Genomic DNA, 26,519 nt, shown 5'->3' on the forward strand with positions numbered 1-26,519 from the left:
TTACTTCAAGATCAAAGACAGTTGGAGTCGGGGATTTAAACTCCAACTCAACTGATACTAGGTGTAATGGTTGGGGTCTTAAACCCTTTAATTTACGATAAATTATCTGGGTTTTCCTCCAATCAATCTTTACTGCCAAACATAGATCAGGACAAACAAAATAATCCAGATAATATCGACGAAGTGCCAGAACAACGAAGTTGCATTTACGCCGAAGTGACCTGTGTCGTAGTTTCCTGGTAGGAAAGAACGGATCAAAATTATCAACTGCAACAGAATGCCAGTGAAAACGTGCAAACCGTGGAAACCTGTTAGTAGATAGAATGTACTACCAAATACCCCGGAGGTGAAGCCAAAGGCGAGGCCGTTCCATTCAATCGCTTGGCCAACTAAAAAGTAAGTTCCCATCGCCATTGTCGCCAAGAGAAACAGGCGAAATTTCACTAAGTCATGGCGTTGAAGGGCGCGTTCTGCTAAGTAAATTACAAAGCTACTAGCGACCAGAATTACTGTGTTGATTGCCGGTTCTTTTACTTCTAATCCAGAAACACCTGCTGGTAGCCAGTTCGGGGTTGTTGTTTTGTAAATAGCATATCCGGCGAAAAAACTCAAGAAAATGACGCTTTCAGATAGTAGGAAGACAATGAAGCCAAACATTTTGTTGCCTTCTTCGTCGTGGCTATGTTCTGCGGCTGTGTGGGGCAATTCGTGGGAATTGATATAGCTGTCCATTTTGGTTTTTGAGAGGGGAGTTTGAAACGCAAAGGTACGCAAGGGGAAGCGCAGAGGCGCGCGGAGGGTTTTTGCGTCTTCCCGATAGTTTGCGTTTATTCTGGGAGGTTGGATGTTAGGGGTTCTGATTTGCCGTAACCGTAGGGTTCGGAGATGATGATGGGAATTTCTTCAAAGTTTTCTACTGGAGGTGGTGAAGAAACCATCCACTCTAGTCCAATTGCCCGCCAAGGGTTAGCAGGTGCTTTCTCGCCTTGCATCCAAGAAATCACCATGTTGAATATGAAGGGCAAGGTGGACATTCCCAAGAGGAATCCGCCGAGACTAGCGATGATATTCCAAAATTGATACTCTGGAGCGTAGGAAGCAACTCGACGTAACATCCCTTGCAATCCTAAGGGGTGCATGGGCAAAAAGTTGAGGTTGGTGCCGATGAATGCTAACCAGAAGTGGATTTTACCCCAGCTTTCGGAGTACATCCGCCCAGTCATTTTGGGGAACCAGTGATAGATGGCGGCAAATAAGCCCATCGTCACGGTGCCATAAAGGACGTAGTGGAAGTGTCCTACTACAAAGTAGGTATTATTAACGTGGACATCAACCGGCACTGAAGAAAGCATGATGCCTGTGATGCCGGCGAAGACAAACATGACTAATCCGCCCAAGGCAAACAGCATTGGGGTATTTAGCCGCAGTTTACCGCCCCAAATAGTTGCTACCCAAGCAAATACTTTAATTCCTGTGGGTACAGATACAAACATCGTCGTCAGCATGAAAAGCAACCGCATCCAGCCTGATGTACCACTGACGTACATGTGGTGTACCCAAACGATGCCGCTTACTCCTGCAATCAAGATGGATGAAACGGCAACTACTTTGTAACCAAATAGGGGTTTACGTGAATAAACTGGAAAGATTTCTGAGAAAATGCCGAAGATGGGCAAAATAATCACGTAAACGGCGGGGTGGGAGTAGAACCAGAAGTAATGCTGGAACATCACTGGATTCCCACCCTTAGCGGGGTCGAAAAAGGCGGTGCCAGCTGTGAGGTCAAGTAGCAGCATCACCGCGCCTGCTGTCAGTGCTGGAAGTCCGAAAAGTTGGATGATTTGGGCGCTAAATACTGCCCAGACAAACAAGGGCATCCGAAAGAAGCCCATACCTGGTGCCCGCATCTTGACGATAGTGGTGACAAAGTTCACTGCCCCCATAATTGAGGATACGCCGGATATTGCCACCGCTAGCAGCCAGATAACTTGACCATTAATCAAGTTACCTGTAGGATTCTGAAGACTAACTGGCGGGTAAGACCACCAACCGGCTTGGGCTGGCCCACCAGGGACAAAGAAGCTACCCATCATCAAAATCCCAACTACTGGCACCATCCAAAAGGCGACGGCGTTGAGGCGGGGAAATGCCATATCTCGCGCCCCAATCATCAGGGGCACTAGATAGTTGGCAAAACCAACCAGTGAGGGAAATGTCCACAAAAACAGCATCACAGTGCCGTGCATGGTGAACATCCCGTTGTAGACGGTGCGATCGACTAAATCTGATTCGGGTGTCATCAGTTCTCCCCGCATCACCATCGCAAAGATACCGCCGACGAGAAAGAAGAAGAATGAGGTAACGAGATACTGGATACCAATAACTTTATGGTCGGTACTAAAGCTGAAGTATTCTTTCCAGTTACCCGGAGATTCGTGTTTGGGCTTCTCGTTGGGGAGAAGGATGCCTTCAATCGGAACATTAGTCATACTTACTTTCCTTTCAACCAGGTGAATTGACTAGAGGAGGTGCAGCAGGTGGAACTGTAACCCAACCAGTTTGAACTGATTGATGGGATGTTTGAGCATACTCAGAAGCCGCTTGATTCTTTGCTGGGGATGGCTTTTGGGTTGCAGCTTGTGCTAGCCACTGCTGATAATCTTCAGGAGATTCGACGATGACATTCGCTTGCATCGTGGCAAAATATGTACCGCTATATTGGGAATCGGTCAATCGGTATTTGCCGGGGCGGATGGGAGTAAATTCAAAGTCGATGGCCTGGTTGGGAATAATATCCTGCTTGAGGCGGAATGCAGGAATATAGAAGCCGTGGAGAACGTCTTGTGATTTTAGCGCTAAACGTATTCGGCGATCGCTCGGTAAATGCAATTCGGTACTGGTGACATCTCTCTCTGGGTAATGAAAAACCCACGCCCACTGTTTAGCTAATACGTCGATTTTCTCAACGGGTTCTGCTAAGGCGTTAGCTGGTTCTGCATGAGCCGATTGCATTGCTAGCGGATTATGCAAGTGAACTAATTCCGATGGGCCTTGAATCCCCATTTGTTCGTAAACTTGGTAGCTGTAGTTCGCAATCCACAACACTAACAGAATTGGGATTGCTGTCCAGATAACTTCTAGGGTGACATTGCCATGAATTGGGGGACCGTCGGTGAAGTCATCTTTGACTGCCCGATGGAAGATCACAGAATACATTAAAGTACTTGTGACTCCCAAGAAGATGAAGGCACCAAGGGTTACTAAGAAGCTAATCAAATCATCAACTAGTTGGGATTCGGCTGCTGCTTGGGGGGGAAGCCAGGAGTAAGACTGCTTACCGATCCAGAGACTGATAACAGTCACTGCGATCGCGCCTGTAAGCAGCGTCAAAATATTTAAAATCTTCTGGATTTTCATAGTCCTTGATTATTGGGCACTTGTACTGAGCGTTCGCGTAGCCTCTCGTAGAGAAGTATTGGGCATTGGAAATTGATGACAAATGACAAATGACTAATTACTAATGCCTAATCGCAGCAAATTATCTGCTGTATTGTGTACGCCAAACTCGGCAGCCATTTGCGCCCCTAGTGTCCCGTGGACGTACAGAATGAACATGATTGCTATGCCTGCCAACAGATAGATCCATTGCACTTCTCTATCTGTCTGTTTATATTCTTGTTTAGCCCAAACGAAGCGCTGCCATGCTCTCCAGATGGTCATACCAACAATCAGGGCTAATAAAAACACACCACCCACACCATGCCAAAGCATAGTTTCCATTGCCTGCAATCCCCAGGCGCTTTTCATCTCAGCTGGTGGTGTTGCCAACAGCATTTCGTAAAAACCTGCTCCCACCGTGAAAAATGTGATGATGCTGGCAGCTAACATGTTGTACCAGCCAACAGCAAATAAGTTGTCACGTTCCACAGTAATTGCCAAAAATTTGAAGACCCATTTTTCAAAGGGGAACAGAACACCAACGATATCAAAGGTCATCCCAATGATGAACAAACCTATTGTCAGATGCACTAAGTTGGGATGAATGGGAATTGTGTAAGGTAATCCGTTTGCGCCTAAAGAGCCGCTCAATTGGTTAATCAATTCTGAGTTCATCGCAACAAACCATCCTTTACTGCTTCCACAACTGGTACGGTGTGTAATCCATACACCCAAACAAGTTCATCTCCGAGGTATACCTGTAAGCCAACTATCAGGGTTAAAATTAGTCCGGCTCCCAAATAATAAATTGGTACTTTTTGCGGGTTACGGGCACGAATTACATAGCGCCAAGCTGTAATTGCCGTGATGATTCCCGAAAGTGACCAACCAATTAGGGTATGCAAATTCAGCACCGATTTAGCTAGGCTGTAAGGCTGTGCTAAACCCGCTTCAAATTGACCAAAAATGATCGCGACGAATATTGCGATCGTGGCAACTAACATATTCCACCAACTCACCTCAAAAAGGCCAGCTTTACCAGTAAAATAGCCAATTACATCACAGACAAAGGAAAACAACACCATCGCAATTACGAAGTGGACAACGATGGGATGAACCGTATCTGGATAAGGTAAATTGTGGTCGTTCAAAGATATAAAATACTCAAGCATTGTTTCTCCTGGACATATCTACCGCACTTTGGCCAATCAATTTCGGATTTTAGATTTATTCCGTCCCTGACGAGATATAAACCAAAAGAGCCTAATCCAAAATCTCAAATCGCTAGTCAAACTTCAATAGTTGATGGATACTCACTAACATCACCACAAGTATCCATCCATAATTGACCGAAATCTGTTCAATATCTGCACGGTGCAATATGCTTAATCATGTCTTAGCTTTTTGTAGCCAAATCCGATTAAATTGCCTACATAGAATAATTTTGATTTTGATTCATTTCCTCATGCCAATAGTCTGCAACAGCAATTCTGGATGGAGCTAAATCAAATTGCTGTCGTTTGTTGATTCGCTTAACCTATCTTTTAGCTTAAGTAAATTTTTATGAATTGTCAAAATAATAAATATTAAAATTTTAAAGGTTATTTGTCTCACAAATGAATATTTACAAAATGTATTTATTTTTGCATTAATTTAAATACGAAAAAACCTGAATAACAGTTTTGTCTGTAAAGTATTTCACAATCATAAAATATTTGTTTGTGACGGAAATAACAAAAATATTTAATCTTGATTTTTTGATATATAGCAATCCGATTTGATGTTTGAAAAAATCTAAGTATGTGTAGTGTTACAGCTTCCGTAATGCACCAAAATCTTTAGGTGGTGCGTTAGCCTACGGCATAAGACACCCTATTGGCGTGACAAGGCTAAAATGCAAAAAAATTGTCGGTTGGGGAGCCACTGCGTTGCGCGGGTTCCCCGCGTTGTAGCAAGTGGCGTTGGACGCTTTGCCAAAGCCAACATCCTGATATATGCAATCCTAAATGAGTTGTGAAAATTTGGGATGTCCAGATCCCCGACTTCTCGAAGAAGTCGGGGATCTAATTTTTCACCAATGATTTAGGATTGCTATATCATATCGATGGTGCAACTGGGGGTTGCATTGTGGTGTTGCAAACCTTGTTGTTTGTCATAGCAATGATTTTTGCACCTAAGCATGGGTTATTGGTAAGAGCAAAAAAGCAAGAAAATACTGACTGATTCAGTATTAAATAGCCTTTGCTATTTACATCACCCACCCACATTTTGCAGGTGTGAGGGCGAAATAAGTGTCGTTTAAAATTGTGGTAATTGGTACTTCTTTAGGCGGATTATCAGCATTAAAAATCGTCCTGGGCAATTTACCAGTAGATTTCCCTGTGCCGATCGCGATCGTGCAACACCGTCACAAACAGTCTAATAACACACTCCAGGATTTATTACAAGAATCCACTTTATTGAAAATTCGAGAAGTAGAAGACAAGGACGAAATACTATCGGGATATATCTACATAGCTCCAGCAGATTACCATTTACTGGTTGAACCAGGTCACTTTGCCCTTTCCACTGATGGGCCTGTTTCTTATGCCCGACCATCTATTGATGTGCTGTTTGAGTCGGCAGCCGACGTCTACACGGAACAAGTTATTGGTATAATATTGACAGGAGCAAACCATGATGGTATGCAAGGTTTTAAGAAAATAAAAGCACGGGGAGGAATTACTATTGTACAAGAACCTGCCACAGCCGAGAGCGACGTTATGCCAGAGGCAGCAATTTCTGCTGTTACAGTAGACTGGATTTTGACACTCTCAAACATTGCTTCCCAGATGGTCAAGCTTTGTCATTCATCACCGAAATAAACTGATGCAGATGGAACCCCAAGTAAACATCCTCCTAGTGGATGATAAACTAGAAAATTTGCTGGCACTAGAAGCAATCCTAGAAAAACTAGGGGAGAATCTCGTAAGAGCTACTTCTGGGGAAGAAGCTTTGCGGTGTCTGCTGCATCAAGACTTTGCAGTGATTTTGCTGGATGTGCAAATGCCTGGGATGGATGGCTTTGAAACTGCTACCTTGATTCGGAATCGGGGGCGATCGCGCCACACTCCAATTATTTTTCTCACCGCCTTTAGCACCAGCGACCAAATGCTGTTTAAAGGCTATGCCTTGGGCGCTGTTGATTATTTGCTCAAACCACTAGACCCCAATATCTTGACTTCTAAAGTCACAGTATTTGTAGAATTATTTAAGAAAACAGAAGCCGTCAAGCAACAAGCCGCGCAACTAGTAGCTGTCAATACAGAACTCAGGCAGAGTGAAGAACGATTCCGATCGCTAAGTACCTGCTCACCTGTTGGCATTTTTGAAACTGATACTGAAGGCGGCTGTAAGTATACTAATCCCCGCTATCAGGCAATTTGTGGTTTAAAAGCGGCAGAGAGTTTAGAAAAAAGATGGCTGGAATCTGTTCATCCAGAAGATCGAGAACGTGCGATCGCTAGTTGGTCTGCTTACATTTGTGAAGGTCGGGACTATTCGGAAGAATTTCGCTTTCAGACTACTGATTCTAGCATCCGTTGGGTTCAAGTTCGCTCATCACCGATGCTTTCCAGTCAAGGAGAATTGCTGGGTTATGTAGGTACCCTTGAAGATATTACTGAACGCAAGCAAGCAGAAGAAGTCCGCGCTCAAGTGATTCGAGAACAGACAGCAAGACAGGAAGCAGAGGCCGCAAATCGGATGAAAGATGAGTTTCTGGCTGTTCTCTCCCACGAACTCCGCACACCCCTAACCTCGATGCTGGGGTGGTCAAAAATCCTCCGCGCCAAGAAACTTGACGAAAAAGCCACTTCCCGCGCCTTGGAAGCGATCGAACGCAACGCCATATCTCAGATGCAACTAATTGAGGATATCTTAGATGTATCCCGGATTATCCGTGGTCAGTTGCGGTTAAATGTATCTGCGGTGAATCTGCTCTCAGTCATGGAGGCAGCTTTAGAGGCAGTGCGTCCCCTAGCAGAACCAAAAGATATTAAGTTAAATACTTTTTTGGATGCTTCGGTAGGTTCAGTTTATGGCGATCCAGCCCGTCTACAACAAGTTGTCTGGAATTTACTAACTAATGCCATTAAGTTTACCCCTAAAGGTGGCAGGGTAGAAGTAAGGCTATCAACCTATTTTGGATTTTCGATTTCAGACTTCGGCTTACCTCGGCTTTGCCCTTCTCCTATCGGAGACGCTGCGCGAACGGCTACGCTCAGGACAGGCTCGGCACAAGTCGCTCAGTCGAACGATTTTGGATTGGGAGCTGATAGTGAAAACTTAGACTCTTCAAACACTAATGAAAGCAGTAATCTAAAATCCCAAATTCAAAATTCAAAATCTCAGTACGCCCAAATTCAAGTTATCGATACAGGTATTGGTATAAGTTCCGAGTTTTTACCCAAAGTATTTGAGCGTTTTCGGCAAGCAGACAGTACCACAACGCGATCGCACAATGGATTAGGACTAGGACTAGCGATCGTCTGTCATCTAGTGGAACTGCACAAAGGTACAATCTTTGCCCAAAGTTTAGGTACTGGAGAGGGAGCAACCTTTACAGTAAGACTGCCACTTCTACAAAACAATAGAGGTAATAGAGAAGCCACAGGACAAATTTCCTCACCTATGGCTTCTACGCCCCTTGCTGGATTAAAGGTTTTAGTTGTAGATGATGAAGCAGATACCCGTAATTTTCTCAGTTTTATGTTTGAGGAATATGGGGCTTTTGCCACTGCGGTAGCATCAGTTGATGAAGCGCTAGCAGTACTTGAACAAGCAAAACCAGATATTCTAATTAGCGACATCGGTATGTCAGAGCAAGATGGTTATACACTGATTCGGAAACTACGCTCTTTGGAACCAGAAAAAGGTGGACGCATCCCAGCGATCGCTTTAACAGCATACACGCGAGAAGAAGACCGCTTAGAAGCCCTTGCAGCAGGGTTTCAGCAGCATTTATCTAAGCCAATTGACCCTAATAAATTGATTGCTATGGTTGCAAATGTATTAAAACTGGGGAGTGGGGAGTAGGGGGGATGAGGGGGAAATCAATTCAAAATTCAAAATTCAAGAACTTCCGCCTCATGCCTCCTGCCTCCTCTTTCCCAATGCCCAATACAACTCTTGGAGAGGCTGCGCCAACGGCTTCTCTACGAGACGCTACGCGTAGCTTGCTTCCCCGTTCGCGTAGCGTCCCGTAGGGAAGGGGTACGCTCAGTACAAGTGCCCAATGCCCAATGCCCAATCAAGATCAAGTTAGAGCGTATTTTTTCAGTTCGTCTAGAGAAACCACTTCCAAAGCTCTAGCATGGGTTGCTGAAAGTATGACGGGTGGCGCAACGCCAGCTTCGAGAGCTTCTTGCCAGCGAGAAGCACACAAACACCAGCGATCGCCAGGCTTTAATCCAGGAAAATTAAAATCAGGAACAGCTGTACTGAGGTCGTTTCCACGTGATTTGGTGAACTCCAGAAATTCTGATGTCACTTGGGCACATACGACATGCGACCCGAAATCCTGACCACCTGTACGACAAAAACCGTCGCGGTAAAACCCAGTCACGGGAGAATTACAGCAAACCTCTAGGTTTCCATCGATTACATTTTTAGCGTCTGTCATCGTTAATTCGTTGTACTTGATTTTCCCACTTGATATAAGCTTATATTTATTGTCAATTCCCTGGTTGAATTAAAACCGCGATCTCTCATTAATTCCGAAAAGCAGGGAAGTCTAGAATCACTTAAACCTCATCTAAATTGAGAACCGTAGTTTTTGCCCTCACCCTAAATCCCTCTCCCAGACATGGGAGAGGGACTTTGAAATTCTGCCTCCCCGAATCCCATATAGGGGAGAAGGGGTTGGGGGATCAGGGCAAATCCTTTTGAGCAGGGAAAAGCTACAGGTTTCAAGATAGATATGGTTTATATAAAATCTCAAAAGAATATTTAAGAGCGATCGCACTCAGTTTAAATAAAAACCCCTGGCTAACTACCAGGGGTAATGCAAGTCAGTACTTTTTCGCATGGAATGTATCCTACTCCAACACCATAGCAACCCTCTAATTTACAGATATGCCATTTTGCCAAACAAAAGCCCCCAGTGGTAAGTTGAGGGTTAATTTTTTCTAGACTCCAAGTTTTAAAGACTTCAGCGTATTGCGACGTCGTTGTTTGCTTCTAGATAAGTAAAACTAATAGATTATATCCGCTTTACTGAAGTAACAAAACTTGATTAAAAATTGTAAAGCAGTGTAGAGTAGTTTCACAGGCAAAGACGAAACCGCCTGATTCATAAATAACCGCAATTATAAAACCATGACAGCAACCTTACAACGTCGTGAAAGCGCCAACGTATGGGATCGATTCTGCGAATGGATCACCAGCACCAATAACCGCATCTACATCGGTTGGTTCGGGGTAGTAATGATCCCCACCCTGTTAGCAGCCACAGCTTGCTTCGTAATCGCCTTCATCGCCGCACCTCCAGTAGACATCGATGGTATCCGTGAACCAGTAGCAGGTTCCTTGATCTACGGAAACAACATCATCTCTGGTGCAGTAGTACCTTCCTCCAACGCTATCGGCTTGCACTTCTACCCAATTTGGGAAGCAGCTTCCTTAGATGAGTGGTTGTACAACGGCGGTCCTTACCAATTGGTAATTTTCCACTTCCTCATCGGCATCTTCTGCTACATGGGTCGTGAGTGGGAACTATCTTACCGCTTAGGTATGCGCCCTTGGATTGCGATCGCCTATTCTGCACCAGTTGCAGCAGCTAGCGCAGTCTTCTTGGTATACCCCATCGGACAAGGTTCCTTCTCAGATGGTATGCCTTTGGGAATAAGCGGAACATTCAACTTCATGATCGTGTTCCAAGCAGAACACAACATCTTGATGCACCCCTTCCACCAACTCGGTGTAGCAGGTGTATTCGGCGGAAGTTTGTTCTCTGCAATGCACGGTTCTTTGGTTACATCTTCCTTAGTTCGTGAAACCACCGAAACCGAGTCCCTTAACTACGGTTACAAATTCGGTCAAGAAGAAGAAACCTACAACATCGTTGCAGCCCACGGCTACTTCGGTCGTCTAATCTTCCAATACGCTTCCTTCAACAACAGCCGCTCACTGCACTTCTTCTTAGCAGCGTGGCCTGTAATCGGTATCTGGTTCACCGCCTTGGGTGTCAGCACAATGGCGTTCAACTTGAACGGTTTCAACTTCAACCAATCAATCATTGACTCTGAAGGTCGTGTAATTGCAACTTGGGCAGATGTAATCAACCGGGCTAACCTGGGTATGGAAGTAATGCACGAGCGCAACGCTCACAACTTCCCCCTAGATTTGGCTGCTGGTGACTTTGCTCCTGTGGCTCTAACCGCTCCTGCTATCAACGGTTAATTACTGAAAGTTTAACTAAATCAAAAAGCGCTCTCCGAAAGGGGGGCGCTTTTTAGTTTGGGAAGTATTTGGTAAATTGCTTAAAAGCTGATATTTAAAGCGTTTCTGGTGCTTTACATAAGTTTACGTAGTTCGGTTTAATTGTGTTCGTAGTGAGGGCTTCAGCCCTCATAAGAGGACTAAAGTCCTCACTACAAACCTTGAATTATTCACGCCGCTCTACTTATAATTTTGTAAGAACGTTCACCATCGTGAAAAGTCATAATTTTTTGTTGTAAATTGTCCATAAAATTCAGAACAACTTGTTGAAGATGATATTTGCGTAGAGATTCTACCTGAGTTTTGTCAAAACCAATATTGATAAGTAAGTCACTTAAACGTGTTTCAACACCATAAATTGCTGTAAGCAAATCATTTAAAGCAATGACAATCTCTTTGAGATTTATTGCCTCTATACCGTACAAATGTCCAATCCATTATCTCCTCATAATTCCTCTAACAATTATAAGTAGTAGAATATTACGTCCATACTGCAATCATAACCACAACTTGAGGTGTGGGAAGTTTGCTTGATATTTGGGTTCAAGAACCAATCAAAAATTACATAAAAATGTCATCATAGTTAAGGTAAAAACATTCTGGAGACAAGACAACGGTTTACGCACGCCCTTTAGCACGGTTAATTGAACAATTGCAACGTCTACCGGGAGTTGGCCCCAAAAGTGCCCAACGACTGGCTTTGCATATTTTGAAGCGACCAGAAGCAGAAGTAGAAGCTTTGGCACAAGCTTTAATTGAGGCAAAAAAACAGATAGGCTTGTGTTCCGTTTGCTTTCACTTATCTGCTGAACCTGTTTGTGAAATTTGCCGCAATCCCAACCGTGACAACAACACTATCTGTGTTGTAGCAGATCCCCGCGATGTGATTGCGCTGGAAAAAACCCGCGAATACAAAGGGAAGTATCACGTTTTGGGTGGGGTGATTTCGCCAATTGATGGAATTGGACCAGATCAGTTGACTATAGTAGCTTTACAGCGTCGGGTGAGTCAGCAAAAACCTCAAGAAGTAATTCTCGCAATTAGTCCGAGTGTAGAAGGAGAGACAACAACACTGTATATCGGTCAGCTACTAAAACCATTTACCAAGGTGACGCGGATTGCTTTTGGTTTACCTGTGGGTGGCGATTTAGAGTACGCAGATGAGGTAACTTTGGCGAGGGCGTTGGAAGGACGCCGAGAGTTAGAGTGACTACCCAAACCTAAGACGGACCTAGCTCTCCCAATTCATCGGCAACAGCCTGTCTTATCTTGGCAGTTCTATTCTTCTGACATTCCCTCCTTTTGTCAGGAGTCGTGGTTCCCAAGACCCCAATCTTTTACCCTGAGCGAAGCCGAAGGGTTTTCTTGCAACATATACCTATTAGCTTGGTTTTCGGTTATGGCATTGATGGTGAAAAATGCGGTCTTGAGGGTTTCCCTCTTCCTTTGGGAGACGCTACGCGAACAAAGAGCGATTTGGAACCCGGAAGGTCAAGACTAAGTAATTTTATCAGAAAATTTTCCCGTTTCGTCATAGATAAACGTATTTGTTTTTGCTGACACCAAAAAACAATACTGGATGCAATCCTCACTTCGTGACGCTGTTCGCTAACATCCCCCACTCACAATCCCCACGTTATGAGTACATTGTTCGCGTTGTCTCGCAGAGAAGGTGGGGGCTTTTGCGACGCTTAAGGCTGAAAAGCTCACAGCATAGTGGTTGTAACTAATCAGCCTTTTGCAGGTGTTGCCTTGCTTAGTGAGCTAAGTAATGCAACCAGAGAGCATATTTTTTGCCGCTCAACGACCGGTCATTTGCTCCAGCTTTTCGGGGTATCTAGCCCCTTGCACCGCGATCTTTGAGGCGGCGTCATTGATGTCACGCAGATCATTGGGCGTGAGTTCGACTGAGACAGCCCCGATGTTTTCGTCCAAGCGATGCAGCTTCGTGGTGCCTGGGATCGGAACAATCCACGGCTTCTGGGCTAGCAGCCAGGCGATCGCAATCTGAGCAGGTGTCGCCTGCTTCTGTTCTGCAATGCCGCCAAGCAGATTAATCAGTGCTTGATTCGCCTTGAGCGCCTCCTTAGTGAAGCGAGGCAGGGTGCTGCGGAAGTCGGAGCTATCGAAGGTCGTGCTTTCGTCCATCTTGCCAGTGAGAAAGCCCTTGCCCAGAGGACTGTACGGGACAAAGCCGATTCCGAGTTCTTCAAGGGTCGGTATTACTTCTTTTTCAGGAGTCCTCGTCCACAGCGAGTATTCGCTCTGGAGAGCAGTGACCGGTTGAACTGCGTGGGCGCGACGGATCGTTTGCACTCCTGCTTCGGAGAGTCCAAAGTGCTTCACCTTACCTGACTGAATCAGTTCCTTCACCGCTCCTGCCACGTCTTCGATTGGCACGTTCGGGTCAACCCGGTGCTGATAGAGTAAGTCAATTGTCTCGATCTTGAGGCGCTTGAGCGAACCTTCGACGGCCTGCTTGATATGCTCCGGTCGGCTATTCAGTCCGGGCGCACCCTTCATCCCACGGGGATCGGAATTAGGACTAATGTCGAATCCAAATTTGGTGGCAATGACTACTTGCCCACGAAAGGGAGCGAGGGCTTCGCCCACAAGCTCTTCGTTTGTGAACGGGCCATAAACCTCGGCGGTGTCAAAGAATGTAACGCCGCGATCGACGGCAGCCCCCAGAAGGGCGGTCATTTCCTGTATGTCTTTGGGTGGGCCATAAGAAAAGCTCATGCCCATACAGCCCAGACCGATCGCCGAGACTTCTAAGTTGCTGTTTCCAAGTTTGCGCTTTTGCATTGTTTGAACTCCTGTTCTTGAATTAAAGGTCGGAATTGTCTTGCTCTACGATCAGTCGTCGCTGACCATTTAGTCCACGGTCTTGCTGTCGAGTTCTGAATGGCGATCTGCGTCATAGCCGTGGATTTGATGATGATGCTTCTTACGCGATCGCTAGAACGAACCGTCTGTTGATTTCGATAGCTCTTCATGGGCGCGCGTCGCCTGCAACCGTTCCTCGACAGCCGGCGCGATCGCCGCGAGGGCGTCACTGCCGGCAACGAACAGCTTCGGCGGATTCTCCATTCCGGCGATTTTGACCAGAGCATCCCCCAACTTTGCCGGGTCACCCTGCTGCATGCCGTTGTAGGCCGACCACGTTTCCTGGACGTTGCCCTCGGCAGCATAGTCTTCGATGGCGTTGGTGGGCCATCTGACATTCTGGTCGTCCAGAAGATCCGTGCGGAAGAAGCCTGGTTCGACGAGCGTCATCTTGATGCCGAACCCCTCCACCTCGACCGCAACCGACAGCGAGATGCCCTCGACCGCGAACTTCGATGCGGCGTAGGCGGCACAGTGCTTAAACCCGACAACGCCAGCAACGGAGCTGATGTTGATGATGTGACCCGACCTCTGCTGACGCATAATCGGCAGCGCGGCACGCATGAGGTACACCACACCATAGAAGTTCGTCGCGAACTGGCGTTCGATCTCGGCTGTGGTCATCTCTTCAAAATTACCAAGCAGGCTGTAGCCCGCATTGTTAACCAAAACGTCGATACGACCGAACTGCTTCACCGCCTCCTCAACGGCTGTTTTCGCCTGTACCTCGTCGGAAACGTCCAACTGGACAAATGCAAGATTCTCGCTTGCAACATCGCGCAAGGCATTACGCACTTTATCGAGGTTTCTTCCGGTCGCGACTACACGATCGCCGGAGTGCAATGCCGCCTTGACGATTCCGGTGCCAATACCGCTACCAGCGCCTGTGATCAACCAGACTTTGCTCATAATTATTTTCCTTTTACTCGAATTTAATTAAGCCCTGTATTGTTTATTGCTCGTTATCATCGCCATTACTCCGTCGCCACTTCATTCAGGCATTTCAAGGCATTCAGTGTTCGGGGATATCCCACCCAGGGCAACAATTGTGTAATCAGATCCAGCAGTATGTCTTTGCCGTTTCCGACATTCAGGTTGCCTTGAATATGCCCCTTTACCTGTGATTCAACCCCGCCCAGAGCAATGAGGATAGACAGTGTGATGAGTTCCCTGACTCTTATCTCTACGCCATTGCGGGTGTAATAATCGCCAAAGCAATTGGTAGACAGAAACTTTTGAATGTGCAGCTGGTCTTTAGGCGATCGCTCATACATTTGATCGATCGTCTCGCCGAACACCGCTTTCTGTATTGCCAGCCCTTTGTCGTAGCGTGTTTCTGGGCTGGTGGTCGATTGCCCTTCTAAAGGTAATTGAATGCCCCTGCTGGACATCACTTCATTAGTGGCATGAACGAAGTCAAATGCTTTCGCCATACCCACGTAGGGTACTGACTGATACAGGATCTCTTTGATTTCAATCGGCGTTACTCCGACATTGAGAGCAGCGTCCACCATAACCCTGTATTCGCTGACTGCTTGGCTGCCAATGATAGATGCCAGAATCAGCATCACCCTTGTCTTTGTATCCAGCTTGCTCTCAGCAATTACTTCGTCGAAGGCGAAGTTGTCAAAGACTTCGATCAGTTCCGGGTCAGTTACTTTCAGGGTCGATTTGTGGTTTGGAAACAGTTCTTCATGGTTTTTATGTGCCGCTTCACTTATCCTCACAGATTCCTTCTGCTGTGTATTTGTCATCCGCACCTCCTTATTTGGGTTAAAGTTCTATGGTCGGCGATTCCGTCTATAATCCCGTGCGCTTTTCCAACTCTTCTGGATAGCGATCGCCTTCAACTGGAATTTGCGCCAATGCCTCGTCGATGCTCTTCAACTCGTCCTGCGTCAGTTCGATATCTGCTGCCCCAATATTTTCTTCCAAGCGGCTCAGTTTGGTTGTGCCGGGAATGGGCACAATCCACGGTTTTTGCGCCAGTATCCAGGACAGGGCGATTTGCGCTGCTGTAGCTTTCTTCTGGTTTGCCACCTCTTTCAACAAATCCACCAAGGACTGGTTAGTGTCAAGAGCCTCCGGCTTAAACCGGGGAACAATACTGCGGAAGTCGGATTTGTCGAATTTTGCGTCCTTGCTGATACTGCCTGTCAGGAAGCCTTTACCCAGAGGGCTAAATGGCACAAAACCGATCCCTAGCTCTTCTAGGGCAGGCAACAGGGCTTCTTCCGGTCGCCGCCACCACAGGGAGTACTCACTCTGAACGGCAGTTAACGGTTGGACTGCGTGCGCCCGGCGCACGGTCTGTACACCCGCTTCTGAAAGCCCCCAATGTTTGATTTTGCCTTCACCGATCAAATCCTTGATGGTTCCAGCTACGTCTTCGATCGGCACTTGGGTATCCACGCGGTGCTGATAGTACAAATCGATCACGTCGGTCTTTAAGCGTTTCAGCGAACCTTCTACAGATTCCCTGATTCCGAATGGCTGACTGTCCTGCACCTGTTTGCCGTCTTTTAACTTGATGCCGAACTTCGTGGCAATGACGATGCGATCGCGGTAGGGTTTGAGCGCTTCGCCCAGCAATTCTTCGTTGGTGAAAGGTCCATACATTTCGGCGGTATCGAAGAGGGTAACGCCGCGCTCCACGGCAGCTTGCAGTAGAGAAATGCTTTCTTGTTTGTCGAGCGTGTTGCTGTAGGCATAGTTCAGCCCCATGCAGCCCAGCCCGATCGCCGAGACTTCCAAGTTGCTGTTTCCAAGTTTACGTTTTTGCATGATACTTCTCCTTTATTAGCTTTGGAACGTTCAGTTCTTTGAAGGTGCTTCTACACCCGAGAAGACCAGCACTGCGTCTGGGAGGCGCGCTCCACGGATCTGGATCGCCGAAACAGACCGGTTCAGTTCGGCAAGTTCGGCAGGTGTGAATCGAACGGCAGCCGCGCCGATGTTCTCGATCAGATGCGGCATCTGTGTCGTGCCGGGGATGGGCACGACCCACGGCTTCTGCGCCATCAGCCATGCCAGCGAGATTTGGGCGGGAGTGGCTTGTTTTCGCACGGACCAGCTTTTCACCAAGTCAACGAGCGCCAGGTTGTGAGGCAGATTCTCCGGCGAGAACCGGGACTCAATGCCGCGAATGTCACCGTCAGCGAACCGCGTATTTGCGTCAATGGCACCGGTCAGAAAACCCACACCAAGCGGACTCCACGGGACGAAGCCAATGCCCAGTTCTTGGCAGAGCGGGATGACTACATCTTCTGGCCCACGCCACAGCAACGAGTACTCGTTCTGAACGGCGCTAATGGGCAGCACGGCATGAGCGCGGCGCAATGTGTTCGGCCCCATCTCGGATAGGCCCCAGTGCAAAACCTTGCCTTGCGCCATCAGATCCTTGACCGTGCCGGCGACATCTTCGATTGGCACCTGCGGGTCGACTCGGTGCTGGTAGAGGAGATCGATGCGGTCGGTGCGAAGGCGCTTGAGCATCCCCTCGACGGCCAATTTGATATGGTCGGGGCGGCTGTTGAGTCCCGGACGGCGCTTGCCCGTTTCGAGATCGATGTTCCAGCCGAACTTGGATGCGATCGCAACCTTGTCTCGGAACGGCGCTACGCCTTCGCCGAGTATCCGTTCCACCTCATGAGGGCCATAAGCCTCCGCCGCGTCGCAAAAGGTGATACCACGGTCAAAGGCTGTCCGAATGATGTTCAACATCTCAGACCGAGTGGGGATAGTCGTTTGGTAGGTGCGGCTCATGTTTTGAACGCCGAGTCCGAGGGTCGAAACTTCCAAAGAGCCGAGTCTGCGACGCGCCATTTGCTGTGACTCATTGGCGTTTTGTTCTGCGGCAGCTTGTCCGGCTTGCTGGGCGTGCGCGGTCGTGTCCCGGCGAGCCAGCACCGACGCTGCGGCCAGTCCCAGTCCCGCGCCGAGCAACTGGCGACGATTCGGCATAGCAGGGCTGTCTTCTCTCCTGGGGTCGTTTCGTGCTTTGTTCATGTCTGTGACTCTTTCTTTGGGCTGTAGCGCCCCAGTTATCTGGAATAAAACCGTTCCGCGTGTAGCCCTTTGTTGTCTTCAGCAGCTTAAGTGTTGCGTTTGGCAGTTCCTAACATTCTCACCATATTGGGATCGCGATGGTCGAAGAAGCTGCTCGTCTTCGTATCCAGCGAGATAATTGCATTCATATCTTCGGGACTTAGCTCAAAATCAAAAATGTTGAAGTTCTCAACCATCCTTTCCTTGCGAACGGATTTTGGAATTGCAACCACTCCTCTTTGTGTTAGCCAGCGCAGAATCACCTGAGCAACAGTTTTCTGGTATTTCCCGGCGATCGAAAGTAGTAGTTCATTGCTGAAAATGTTGTTCTTACCTTCCGCAAAGGGTCCCCAGGATTCGATCTGAACCTTGTTTTCCTGTAAAAATTTTTGGCTTTCAATTTGCTGGTGGAAGGGATGAGTTTCGATCTGGTTAACCGCCGGAACCACTTCGTTATGAATGATCAGGTCTATGAGCCGATCGGGATAGAAGTTGCTGACACCGATGGCTTTGGTGCGACCCTCTCGATACAACTCTTGCATTGCCCGCCACGCACCGTAAACGTCGCCGTAAGGCTGGTGGATCAGATATAAGTCTAGGTAATCCAATCTCAGCTTGTCTAACGATCGCTGGAAAGCCTGCTTAGTGCTTTCGTAACCCGCGTCCTGAATCCAGAGTTTGGTGGTGATAAAAATCTCGTCTCGCGCCACACCGCTCTTTTGGATGGCTTTGGCAACGGCTTCTTCGTTGCCGTAAGAAGCTGCCGTGTCAATCAGACGGTAGCCAATTTTAATCGCGTCCGAGACGCTTCTTTCGCACTCTTCCAGATCAGTCATTTGGAAGACACCGAATCCCAAAATGGGCATTTCCAACCCGTTGTTCAAGACAACCTTCTGCATAATTTCTCCTTTTACCGCAGCTTGACCCGATATCGGCGAGAATGGCAGCCGTAGCTCAGTTCTGTACAGCTAAGGTCAAGAACCGAAACTTCCAGATGGCTATTGCCAAGTTTGCACTTTTGCATTGTTACTCCTTCGAGGTTCCACCTCGGTTATGCAGATTTCAGGGATGCCATATCAATACAGAAGCGGTATTTCACATCAGACTTGAGCAGGCGATCGTAAGCTTCGTTGACCTTCTGGATAGGAATGACTTCGACATCGGCGGTGATGTTATGCTTGCCGCAAAAGTCGAGCATCTCTTGGGTTTCGGCAATACCGCCGATCATAGACCCGGAAAGACTGCGGCGGGCCATGATCAGGCTGAATGCCGAGATATCCAGAGGCGTTGCGGGAGACGACCACTTCCACTTGTCCACGGGCTTGCCGTCGAGTACCTCCTGAGTGGCGATATAAGTCATCGCTGTTGGCGGTGAAAGTGGTGAAGTCGTGCGTTTAGGGTTTGATCGTGTTGGCGACGAACATCACTGCACCGTTTGCCCACCGTCGATGACCATAGCGTGCCCAACGACGAAGGCAGCCGCGTCCGAGCATAGCCAAACGACGGCCGCAGCGATCTCCTCAGGCTTGCCCATCCGTCCGACCGGCTCCTCCGCAATCACCTGCGCGCGCCCTTCGTCCGTGCCGCCGGTGAAACGACCCATCATTGGGGTGTCGATGTAGCCGGGACAGACGGCGTTGACGCGGATGTTCTGCGCGGCGTAGTCGAGGGCTGCTGCCTTGGTCAGTCCGATCACGCCATGTTTCGCGGCGGTGTACGCGGGGCTGCCCTTGATGCCGATGATTCCCGCGCCCGATGACGTATTCACGATCGCACCGCGTCCCTGCTTGAGGATCAACGGGATCTCGTGCTTCATGCACAGGAAAACGCCGCGGAGGTTGATGTCGATAATCCGGTTCCACTCCTCCTCCTCGTACTCCGCGGTCGGAGCTGCCTTCCTCGGCTCGATGCCCGCGTTGTTGAAGGCGAAGTCCAGCCGCCCGAAAGCCTCAACGGTCTTGTTCAGCGCCGCCTTCACGTCCTCAGCCCGCGTTACATCGCACCTGACGGCGATCGCCCGCCCGCCGAGTTCCTCGATCATGCGTGCCGTTTCTTGATTGCCCTGTTCTGAAATATCAGCAACCACCACATTAGCGCCCTCACTGGCAAACGCCAGCGCCGTAGCTCGACCGATACCGCTCGCTGCTCCGGTCACAAACGCAACCTTTCCTCTGTAGTTTCCATTCTCGTTCGTCCTCACTATTTTTCTCCTTCGATTCTTCGCCTAACAAGGTCTTATACCAATTCGCAATTCGCAATTCGCAATTAAGAAACTTAGATGGAGCAAGACTTTCCTGATTTACATCTGTTGCCTCATTTTGGAGAATTGGTCTTAAAACCACCGGATGTGGTGATTAGCTGGAGTATTGTTCGTCGCTGACATGCTCCAGCCAGTCCACGGTCTTGCCGTCAAGCTGTTCCTGAATGGCTATGTGCGTCATAGCTGTGGTTGCCGTGGCACCGTGCCAATGCTTCTCACCTGGCGAGAACCAGATCGCGTCCCCCGGTCGAATTTGCTCGATCGCGCCGCCCCAGCGCTGTGCCAGGCCGCAGCCAGCCGTCACGATTAGGGTTTGTCCCAACGGATGAGTATGCCATGCTGTCCGAGCGCCAGGCTCGAACGTGACACTGGCACCAAGTGTGCGGGCTGGATCGTGCGCCTCGAACAGGGGGTCAATGCGGACAGTGCCGGTAAAATACTCAGCCGATCCTTTGGCGGAAGGCTGTGAGCCACTTCTTTATAATGTCCATTTCCTTAATTCCTTTCACTTGATGCCATTTGGGTGGCTGTCCCAATCGTAGAGATTGAGCATTTATCGCTTCTCTATCAATAGGGATGAATTTTTTCAGAAGCAAGGTTAGCCTTGATGGCATTTTGGTTGTCAGTAGGTGAGTTCCTTACCCAATCAAAACTGAGTTTTCTCTTGAATAAAAATCCAGATGCTTGCAAGAAGCCGAAATTGTTTTTCATTGCTTTAGCTTCATCTTAGGCATTTTCGAGGACAAGCAATAAAACGATCGTCTAAGATTGTTGTACAATCCTGCAAACTTAGAAATGAACGCTGCCAAAACGAGTGAAAAGTCCGATATCAATTTAATGAACGACCCGCAGGCAAAGCGCGAGGTAGACAGAGCGCAAGCCAACAGAGACGAACTGACTGAGCGGATTGCCAACGCGATTCGTCATGATGGGACGATTGAACCGCTCAAAGGTTTGCACTTCAACCGCGCCTCTTCGCCTTCGGAATGCCTTCATAGTGTCTCTATCCCTGCCTTTTGTGCGATCGCTCAGGGCAGCAAAGAAGTTCTTCTGGGTAGCGATCGCTATCAGTATGACCCGATGCATTATCTGCTTGCTACGGTCGAACTGCCGATTGTCAGCCAAATTCTGGAAGCGTCAAAGGCGCAACCGTATCTTAGCCTTCGCCTCGATCTTGACCCCACTCTCGTTGGCTCAGTGATGGTCGAGGCAGGGTATACCTCATCGCGCAGCAGTGTTGGTGTGAAAGCGATCGACGTAAGTCCCTTGAATGCAAATCTTTTGGACGCTGTGGTGCGGCTCGTCAGGCTTCTAGATTGCCCTACAGAAGCTCATGTTCTCGCACCACTGATTAAGCGGGAAATTATTTACCGACTCCTAATAGGAGAGCAAGGTAATCGGCTCCGTCATATTGCGGTTCTCGGTGGCTATACCTACCACATCGCCAGAGCCGTCGAGCGACTTCGTAAAGACTTTAACGAGCCGATCAAGATTGAAAACATCGCCCGAGAAATGGGAATGAGTGTTTCGGGCTTTCACCATCACTTTAAGTCTGTCACTGCAATGAGTCCCTTGCAGTTCCAAAAGCAACTGCGGCTCCAGGAAGCTCGCCGTTTGATGCTAGGGGAAAACCTTGACGCTACCAGTGCTGCCTACCGAGTGGGTTATGACGATGCCTCGCACTTCAACCGAGAGTACAAGCGGCTCTTTGGTGCCCCACCGATGCGCGATGTGGAGCGGCTGCGAGAGGCTGCTAGGGAGACTGCTAGTAGTCTGTCCCATTAGTTTTGCTAGGTTTGTAGTGAGCGATTTATCGCTCAAATCAAGGACTAAAGTCCTTACTACGAACTTTTATAACCCTTCAGAATTAATGAGACAGACCACTAATTCAATATTATTCTAAAAATAAAACAGGATTCAGAAATCAGAATCCTATTTGCTAAAGCTGTAAATTTGTTGTGTCTCCAAGCGATCGCTAATCGATGAAGGCAGTGTACCATCGGAGAACATCTGCCGATCCAGTTGGACTTGTAAATTACTCAAAGGATCGCAACCAGAAGAAATCAGAAATTCTAGTTTCTGGATGTATGGCAAAGTTGCCAGTTCATCGAGAATTTGGAAGATTGCTTGTATATAAGGATGACCACTTTGTTGATACCAATCACAGCTAGCAACTTTTGGCTGATCAAAACCCAAGTGTACTGTTAAAGATGGCTCGTCAAATATAGCGATCGCTAAGGGACGCGCTTCTTCCTGCAATAATAAATCATTACTTCTGGCTAAGTGGCGCAGTTTTTCTAAACGTTCATAGCGTTCCGTCACAACTTCTGGTTGATCTTGCCAGTGGATTGCTACTGTTACTAGATAAGTTTGTAACAACAGATGACCCAGCTTTTTTGCCTTTGTCGCTAGATAATAGGAATTGTACTCAGTTGCCTCAATTAACAATGGCAGGCGATCGACTACTTCCAATCCATAACCCTTGACTCCAGCAATTTTGCGGGGATTATTGGTAATCAGGCGAATCTTTTTAATACCCAAGTCCATGAGCATTTGTGCCCCCATCCCGTAGTCTCGCAAGTCGGCGGGAAATCCCAAACGCTCATTTGCCTCTACTGTATCCAGCCCCATATCCTGCAACGAGTAGGCTTTCAGCTTATTAATCAAGCCGATTCCTCGTCCTTCTTGGCGCAGGTATACAACTACACCTTGACCAGCAGCCTCAATCATTTTCAGTGCTGCTTGTAACTGCATCCGACAGTCGCATCGCAAAGAACCCAAAGCATCACCGGTTAAGCATTCTGAGTGCATCCGTACCATCACAGGCTCATCTTTGAAGTTAGCTGGATCGCCCTTGACAATTGCAACGTGTTCTGTATTATCCACAGTATGGCGATAGGCATAAATTTCAAACTGACCGAATTCACTAGGCAGCTTGGTAACGACTTCACGATACACTAGGCGATCGTGCTGTAGGCGATAACTGATTAAATCCGCAATACTAATAATTTTTAAGTTGTGAAGTTTAGCGTATTCAACTAGCTGCTGCAACCGCGCCATTGAACCGTCAGGGTTTTGAATTTCACAAATTACCCCCGCCGGGTATAGCCCTGCTAGTCGAGATAAGTCTACAGCCGCTTCCGTATGTCCTGCGCGTTTGAGTACGCCTCCCTCTTTAGCCCGAATGGGAAAAATATGACCAGGACGACGTAAATCTGTCGGTTTTGTCGCTGGGTTAAGAGTAACCTGGATAGTACGGGCACGGTCTTCTGCTGAGATGCCCGTGCTTACGCCTAATTCGGGACCTGCATCAATACTGACAGTGAAGGCCGTTTGATTAGTATCTGTAATGTTGCTTACCATCAAGGGTAAGTCTAACTCGTCTAGGCGATCGCCTGTCATTGCCAAACAAATCAGTCCTCTAGCTTCCACCGCCATGAAATTAATCGTGTCGGGTGTGGCAAATTGGGCAGCACAAATTAAGTCGCCTTCATTTTCTCTATTTTCATCATCTACCACTACAATCACACGACCAGCTTTTAGGTCTGCTAAGGCGGCATCAATGGAATCAAATTTAAAAGCTTGTGTAGTATTAGGCTGTGACACAGAAAGATTTCCAGCTACCAACGTAAATTTTTTTAACAATTTCCTCTTTTAGATTGTAGCTCCTTTATAAGGCAGAGAAGTAGACTAGCAATGATTTGATAAAGTGGCAAAAATTTTTGCCATTCTCAAGTGCAGCGACAGTAAAACATGACTGCGATGAGGGGGATGAGTAAGAATAATAAAGAATTGTTTGTTTGCTCCCCCTACTCCCTCATCTCCCCCTACTCCCTCATTTCCCGGTTTGGGGCGTTTTGTACCCTGTGCATCTAGTCGCTGATATTGTTGATAGCTGAGAACGAGTTAACCATTCATGGGATAAGGATTTTAGATCATGGGCAAATTTAGACGCGTACCCGTTGGGATTGTTGGCGCGTCGGGCTATGGCGGAGTACAGTTAGTACGACTACTGATGGATCATCCAGAAGTGGAATTGGTTTATTTAGGTGGTGAGAGCAGTATTGGGAAATCCTTGGGGGATCTCTACCCGCATCTGGCTCATGCAGCGAACCTGCCAATAGAGGCGGTAGAACCAGAAATAATTGCTCATCGCTGTGAAATAGTTTTCCTGGCTTTACCAAATGGTCTGGCTTGCCAAATTGTGCCAAAACTGTTGGAAAAAGGATGTAAAGTACTAGATTTGAGTGCAGACTACCGGTTTAGTGATTTGACAACTTATACAAATTGGTATGGTACAGAAAGAAGCGATCGCACAATTGCAGCGACAGCAGTTTATGGATTACCAGAACTTTATCGCGATCGCATTGCTGAAGCTGAACTCATTGGCTGTCCTGGTTCCTTTCCCACTGCGAGTCTCCTTGCACTTTCGCCACTCTTAAAGCAAGGTTTAATCGTACCAGAAACAGCTATTATCGATGCAAAGTCTGGCACATCTAGCAGTGGACGGCAACCTCAAACTAACTTATTACTAGCTGAAGCCGACAACTCTATAGCAGCTTTCAACATTGGTCGTCACCGTCATACCCCAGAAATTGAGCAAATTTGCAGTGACTTAGCTGGTCACGAACTCATGATCCAATTTACACCGCATCTTATCCCAATGGTACGTGGTATTTTGGCAACGGTATATGCCACAATGCGCGATCCTGGTCTAGTGCGAGATGACTTAATCACAATTTTTTCAGCCTTCTACCGCAACTCTCCTTGGGTGAAAATCTGCGGTAGCGGCATTTACCCCCAAACCAAGTGGGCTAACGGCACTAATCTTTGTTATATCGGTGTAGAAGTTGACCCGCGCACAGGTCGCGTAATTGTCATGTCAGCAATTGACAATCTAATTAAAGGACAAGCAGGCCAAGCGATTCAGTGTCTAAACCTAATGATGGGCTGGGATGAAACTTTGGGATTGCCCAAACTTGGTTTCTATCCGTAATTGGGGATTGGGGATTGGGGACTTGTACTGAGCGTTCGCGAACAGCGTCTCGTAGAGAAGCCGAAGTATTGGGTATTGGGAAGAATTCTGCCCCCAGTCCCTAGTCCCCAGTCCCTACTTCGGCCCTAACCCCACAGCACCAGCATAAACGGCGCGATCGCCTAGTTCATCTTCAATTCGTAGCAAGCGATTATATTTTGCTACGCGTTCGCTGCGACAAAGGGAACCTGTTTTGATTTGACCGGCACGGGTTGCTACAGCTAAATCAGCGATCGTTGTGTCTTCTGTTTCACCAGAACGATGGCTAATTACGGAACGGATACTGTTACGAGTTGCCAAATCAATGGTTTCTAAGGTTTCGGTAAGAGAACCAATTTGATTGAGTTTAATCAAAATGGCATTAGCGGCTTTTTCCTGGATGCCTCTTTGCAAACGAGTGGCGTTGGTAACAAACAAATCATCCCCTACCAATTGCACCCGCGAACCTAACTTCTGGGTCAGGAATTGCCAACTTTGCCAATCTTCTTCGTGCAAGCCATCTTCAATTGACACAATTGGGTATTGGTCAACCAATTGTCCTAAATAATCAATAAACTCAGCCGGAGTGTGAGGTTTACCATCGTAAACATACTGTCCATTCTTGTAAAACTCGCTAGCCGCCACATCCAAGGCCAAAGCGACTTCTTCCCCTGGCTTATAACCAGCTTTCTTAATGGCAGCAACCAGCAATTCCAAAGCCACCTGATTAGATTCTAGGTTAGGGGCAAAACCGCCTTCATCGCCTACACCAGTCAGCAAACCCTTCTCATCTAATACTTGACTCAGAGTAGCAAACACCTCTGCACCCCAGCGCAACGCTTCCCGAAAGGAAGTTGCGCCAATTGGGACAATCATAAACTCTTGAAAATCTACGTTATTTGAGGCGTGTGCGCCACCGTTAATCACGTTCATCAACGGTACTGGGAGTAAATTCGCTAAAGGACCACCCAAATAGCGATACAGAGGAATTGCTAGAGATTCGGCACCAGCTTTAGCAGCTGCTAAGGAAACCCCCAAAATCGCATTAGCCCCCAAATTGGATTTGTTGGCAGAACCATCTATAGCGATCATTGTGCGATCTAACAGTTCTTGGTTGAGGGCATCTAAACCTAACAATTGTGGTGCAAGCGCTTCTCTGACGTTTTGTACTGCCTTGAGTACGCCTTTGCCCCCATAACGGCTTTTATCGCCATCACGCAGTTCATGAGCCTCAAAAGTGCCAGTGGAGGCACCACTGGGAACCTGTGCTAGTCCGACAACACCATTGGCTAAATGTACTTCGGCTTCAATTGTTGGTCTACCGCGTGAATCAAGAATTTCACGGGCGGCGATCGCTTCAATGGTAGTATCTAGAAATTTACTCATCTGTAC

General features: G+C 47.6%; 25 protein-coding genes and 1 pseudogene. 7 read left to right on the forward strand and 19 right to left on the reverse strand.

Going from position 1 to position 26,519, the window contains the following annotated elements:
• Window positions 1–129: 129 nt before the first annotated feature.
• The 5 genes from V7K50_RS16325 to V7K50_RS16345 all read right to left on the reverse strand — a co-directional run bounded on the left by V7K50_RS16325 (window position 130) and on the right by V7K50_RS16345 (window position 4,610).
• Window positions 130–732 carry a cytochrome c oxidase subunit 3 gene (locus tag V7K50_RS16325; RefSeq protein ID WP_334961716.1) on the reverse strand — a complete coding sequence of 201 codons (603 nt, stop codon included), beginning with the start codon at window positions 730–732 and terminating at the stop codon, window positions 130–132.
• Window positions 733–827: 95 nt separating this feature from the next.
• A complete protein-coding gene (gene ctaD, locus V7K50_RS16330) occupies window positions 828–2,489 on the reverse strand; it encodes a cytochrome c oxidase subunit I (RefSeq protein ID WP_334961718.1) in 1,662 nt (553 codons plus the stop codon).
• 13 nt (window positions 2,490–2,502) lie between these two features.
• Window positions 2,503–3,417 carry a cytochrome c oxidase subunit II gene (locus V7K50_RS16335; RefSeq protein WP_334961720.1) on the reverse strand — a complete coding sequence of 305 codons (915 nt, stop codon included), beginning with the start codon at window positions 3,415–3,417 and terminating at the stop codon, window positions 2,503–2,505.
• A gap of 93 nt (window positions 3,418–3,510) precedes the next feature.
• Window positions 3,511–4,113: a DUF2231 domain-containing protein gene (locus tag V7K50_RS16340; protein ID WP_334961722.1), complete on the reverse strand. Its 603-nt coding sequence runs from the start codon at window positions 4,111–4,113 to the stop codon at window positions 3,511–3,513.
• The gene (locus V7K50_RS16345) at window positions 4,110–4,610 is read right to left on the reverse strand and encodes a DUF2231 domain-containing protein (RefSeq protein ID WP_334961724.1); all 501 of its coding nucleotides are present in this window, start codon (window positions 4,608–4,610) and stop codon (window positions 4,110–4,112) included. The genes V7K50_RS16340 and V7K50_RS16345 overlap by 4 nt, the downstream gene beginning before the upstream one ends.
• A 922-nt stretch (window positions 4,611–5,532) precedes the next feature.
• On the opposite strand from V7K50_RS16345, the pseudogene V7K50_RS16350 reads away from it, so the two are divergent.
• The 3 genes and pseudogenes from V7K50_RS16350 to V7K50_RS16360 form a co-directional block, all read left to right on the forward strand.
• A pseudogene (locus tag V7K50_RS16350) lies at window positions 5,533–5,661 on the forward strand (metal ABC transporter permease); the annotation flags it as partial.
• A gap of 68 nt (window positions 5,662–5,729) precedes the next feature.
• A complete protein-coding gene (locus V7K50_RS16355) occupies window positions 5,730–6,302 on the forward strand; it encodes a chemotaxis protein CheB (RefSeq protein ID WP_334961726.1) in 573 nt (190 codons plus the stop codon).
• A gap of 4 nt (window positions 6,303–6,306) precedes the next feature.
• Window positions 6,307–8,514: a hybrid sensor histidine kinase/response regulator gene (locus V7K50_RS16360; RefSeq protein WP_334961728.1), complete on the forward strand. Its 2,208-nt coding sequence runs from the start codon at window positions 6,307–6,309 to the stop codon at window positions 8,512–8,514.
• Window positions 8,515–8,734: 220 nt separating this feature from the next.
• On the opposite strand, the gene V7K50_RS16365 is transcribed toward V7K50_RS16360, so the two are convergent.
• On the reverse strand, window positions 8,735–9,100 hold the full coding sequence (locus V7K50_RS16365; protein WP_334961730.1) for a DUF2237 family protein: 366 nt from the start codon (window positions 9,098–9,100) through the stop codon (window positions 8,735–8,737).
• A gap of 695 nt (window positions 9,101–9,795) precedes the next feature.
• On the opposite strand from V7K50_RS16365, the gene psbA reads away from it, so the two are divergent.
• Window positions 9,796–10,878: a photosystem II q(b) protein gene (gene psbA, locus V7K50_RS16370; RefSeq protein ID WP_334821866.1), complete on the forward strand. Its 1,083-nt coding sequence runs from the start codon at window positions 9,796–9,798 to the stop codon at window positions 10,876–10,878.
• Window positions 10,879–11,087: 209 nt separating this feature from the next.
• On the opposite strand, the gene V7K50_RS16375 is transcribed toward psbA, so the two are convergent.
• Window positions 11,088–11,342 (reverse strand): hypothetical protein, encoded by a 255-nt coding sequence (locus tag V7K50_RS16375; protein ID WP_334961732.1) that lies wholly within the window; start codon window positions 11,340–11,342, stop codon window positions 11,088–11,090.
• Window positions 11,343–11,569: 227 nt separating this feature from the next.
• On the opposite strand from V7K50_RS16375, the gene recR reads away from it, so the two are divergent.
• Complete coding sequence (gene recR, locus V7K50_RS16380; RefSeq protein ID WP_334961734.1) at window positions 11,570–12,127, forward strand: recombination mediator RecR; 558 nt, start codon at window positions 11,570–11,572, stop codon at window positions 12,125–12,127.
• A gap of 590 nt (window positions 12,128–12,717) precedes the next feature.
• Here recR and V7K50_RS16385 read toward each other — a convergent pair.
• From V7K50_RS16385 to V7K50_RS16430, 10 genes are all read right to left on the reverse strand, one after another.
• Window positions 12,718–13,725 carry an aldo/keto reductase gene (locus V7K50_RS16385; protein WP_334961736.1) on the reverse strand — a complete coding sequence of 336 codons (1,008 nt, stop codon included), beginning with the start codon at window positions 13,723–13,725 and terminating at the stop codon, window positions 12,718–12,720.
• Window positions 13,726–13,878: 153 nt separating this feature from the next.
• Window positions 13,879–14,715 (reverse strand): SDR family NAD(P)-dependent oxidoreductase, encoded by an 837-nt coding sequence (locus V7K50_RS16390; RefSeq protein ID WP_334961738.1) that lies wholly within the window; start codon window positions 14,713–14,715, stop codon window positions 13,879–13,881.
• A gap of 65 nt (window positions 14,716–14,780) precedes the next feature.
• Window positions 14,781–15,560, reverse strand: coding sequence for a carboxymuconolactone decarboxylase family protein (locus V7K50_RS16395; RefSeq protein ID WP_334961740.1), 780 nt, complete (start codon window positions 15,558–15,560; stop codon window positions 14,781–14,783).
• Window positions 15,561–15,606: 46 nt separating this feature from the next.
• Window positions 15,607–16,590: an aldo/keto reductase gene (locus tag V7K50_RS16400; RefSeq protein WP_334961742.1), complete on the reverse strand. Its 984-nt coding sequence runs from the start codon at window positions 16,588–16,590 to the stop codon at window positions 15,607–15,609.
• A 30-nt stretch (window positions 16,591–16,620) separates the two neighbouring features.
• On the reverse strand, window positions 16,621–17,769 hold the full coding sequence (locus V7K50_RS16405; RefSeq protein WP_334961744.1) for an aldo/keto reductase: 1,149 nt from the start codon (window positions 17,767–17,769) through the stop codon (window positions 16,621–16,623).
• 131 nt (window positions 17,770–17,900) lie between these two features.
• The gene (locus V7K50_RS16410) at window positions 17,901–18,752 is read right to left on the reverse strand and encodes an aldo/keto reductase (RefSeq protein WP_334961746.1); all 852 of its coding nucleotides are present in this window, start codon (window positions 18,750–18,752) and stop codon (window positions 17,901–17,903) included.
• Window positions 18,753–18,904: 152 nt separating this feature from the next.
• Complete coding sequence (locus V7K50_RS16415) at window positions 18,905–19,213, reverse strand: hypothetical protein (protein ID WP_334961747.1); 309 nt, start codon at window positions 19,211–19,213, stop codon at window positions 18,905–18,907.
• Between the two features lie 63 nt (window positions 19,214–19,276).
• On the reverse strand, window positions 19,277–20,053 hold the full coding sequence (locus V7K50_RS16420; RefSeq protein ID WP_334961749.1) for an SDR family oxidoreductase: 777 nt from the start codon (window positions 20,051–20,053) through the stop codon (window positions 19,277–19,279).
• A gap of 154 nt (window positions 20,054–20,207) precedes the next feature.
• On the reverse strand, window positions 20,208–20,531 hold the full coding sequence (locus V7K50_RS16425; protein WP_442944612.1) for a (R)-mandelonitrile lyase: 324 nt from the start codon (window positions 20,529–20,531) through the stop codon (window positions 20,208–20,210).
• Between the two features lie 149 nt (window positions 20,532–20,680).
• Window positions 20,681–20,824: a hypothetical protein gene (locus V7K50_RS16430; RefSeq protein WP_334961753.1), complete on the reverse strand. Its 144-nt coding sequence runs from the start codon at window positions 20,822–20,824 to the stop codon at window positions 20,681–20,683.
• A 126-nt stretch (window positions 20,825–20,950) separates the two neighbouring features.
• On the opposite strand from V7K50_RS16430, the gene V7K50_RS16435 reads away from it, so the two are divergent.
• The gene (locus V7K50_RS16435; RefSeq protein ID WP_442944610.1) at window positions 20,951–21,898 is read left to right on the forward strand and encodes an AraC family transcriptional regulator; all 948 of its coding nucleotides are present in this window, start codon (window positions 20,951–20,953) and stop codon (window positions 21,896–21,898) included.
• Window positions 21,899–22,045: 147 nt separating this feature from the next.
• On the opposite strand, the gene ribBA is transcribed toward V7K50_RS16435, so the two are convergent.
• On the reverse strand, window positions 22,046–23,719 hold the full coding sequence (ribBA, locus tag V7K50_RS16440; protein WP_334961755.1) for a bifunctional 3,4-dihydroxy-2-butanone-4-phosphate synthase/GTP cyclohydrolase II: 1,674 nt from the start codon (window positions 23,717–23,719) through the stop codon (window positions 22,046–22,048).
• Between the two features lie 331 nt (window positions 23,720–24,050).
• On the opposite strand from ribBA, the gene argC reads away from it, so the two are divergent.
• Complete coding sequence (argC, locus tag V7K50_RS16445; protein WP_334961757.1) at window positions 24,051–25,109, forward strand: N-acetyl-gamma-glutamyl-phosphate reductase; 1,059 nt, start codon at window positions 24,051–24,053, stop codon at window positions 25,107–25,109.
• Between the two features lie 114 nt (window positions 25,110–25,223).
• On the opposite strand, the gene eno is transcribed toward argC, so the two are convergent.
• The gene (gene eno, locus V7K50_RS16450) at window positions 25,224–26,513 is read right to left on the reverse strand and encodes a phosphopyruvate hydratase (RefSeq protein ID WP_334961758.1); all 1,290 of its coding nucleotides are present in this window, start codon (window positions 26,511–26,513) and stop codon (window positions 25,224–25,226) included.
• Between the last annotated feature and the right edge of the window lie 6 nt (window positions 26,514–26,519).

The organism is Nostoc sp., assembly GCF_036917135.1.
Lineage (GTDB): Bacteria > Cyanobacteriota > Cyanobacteriia > Cyanobacteriales > Nostocaceae > Nostoc.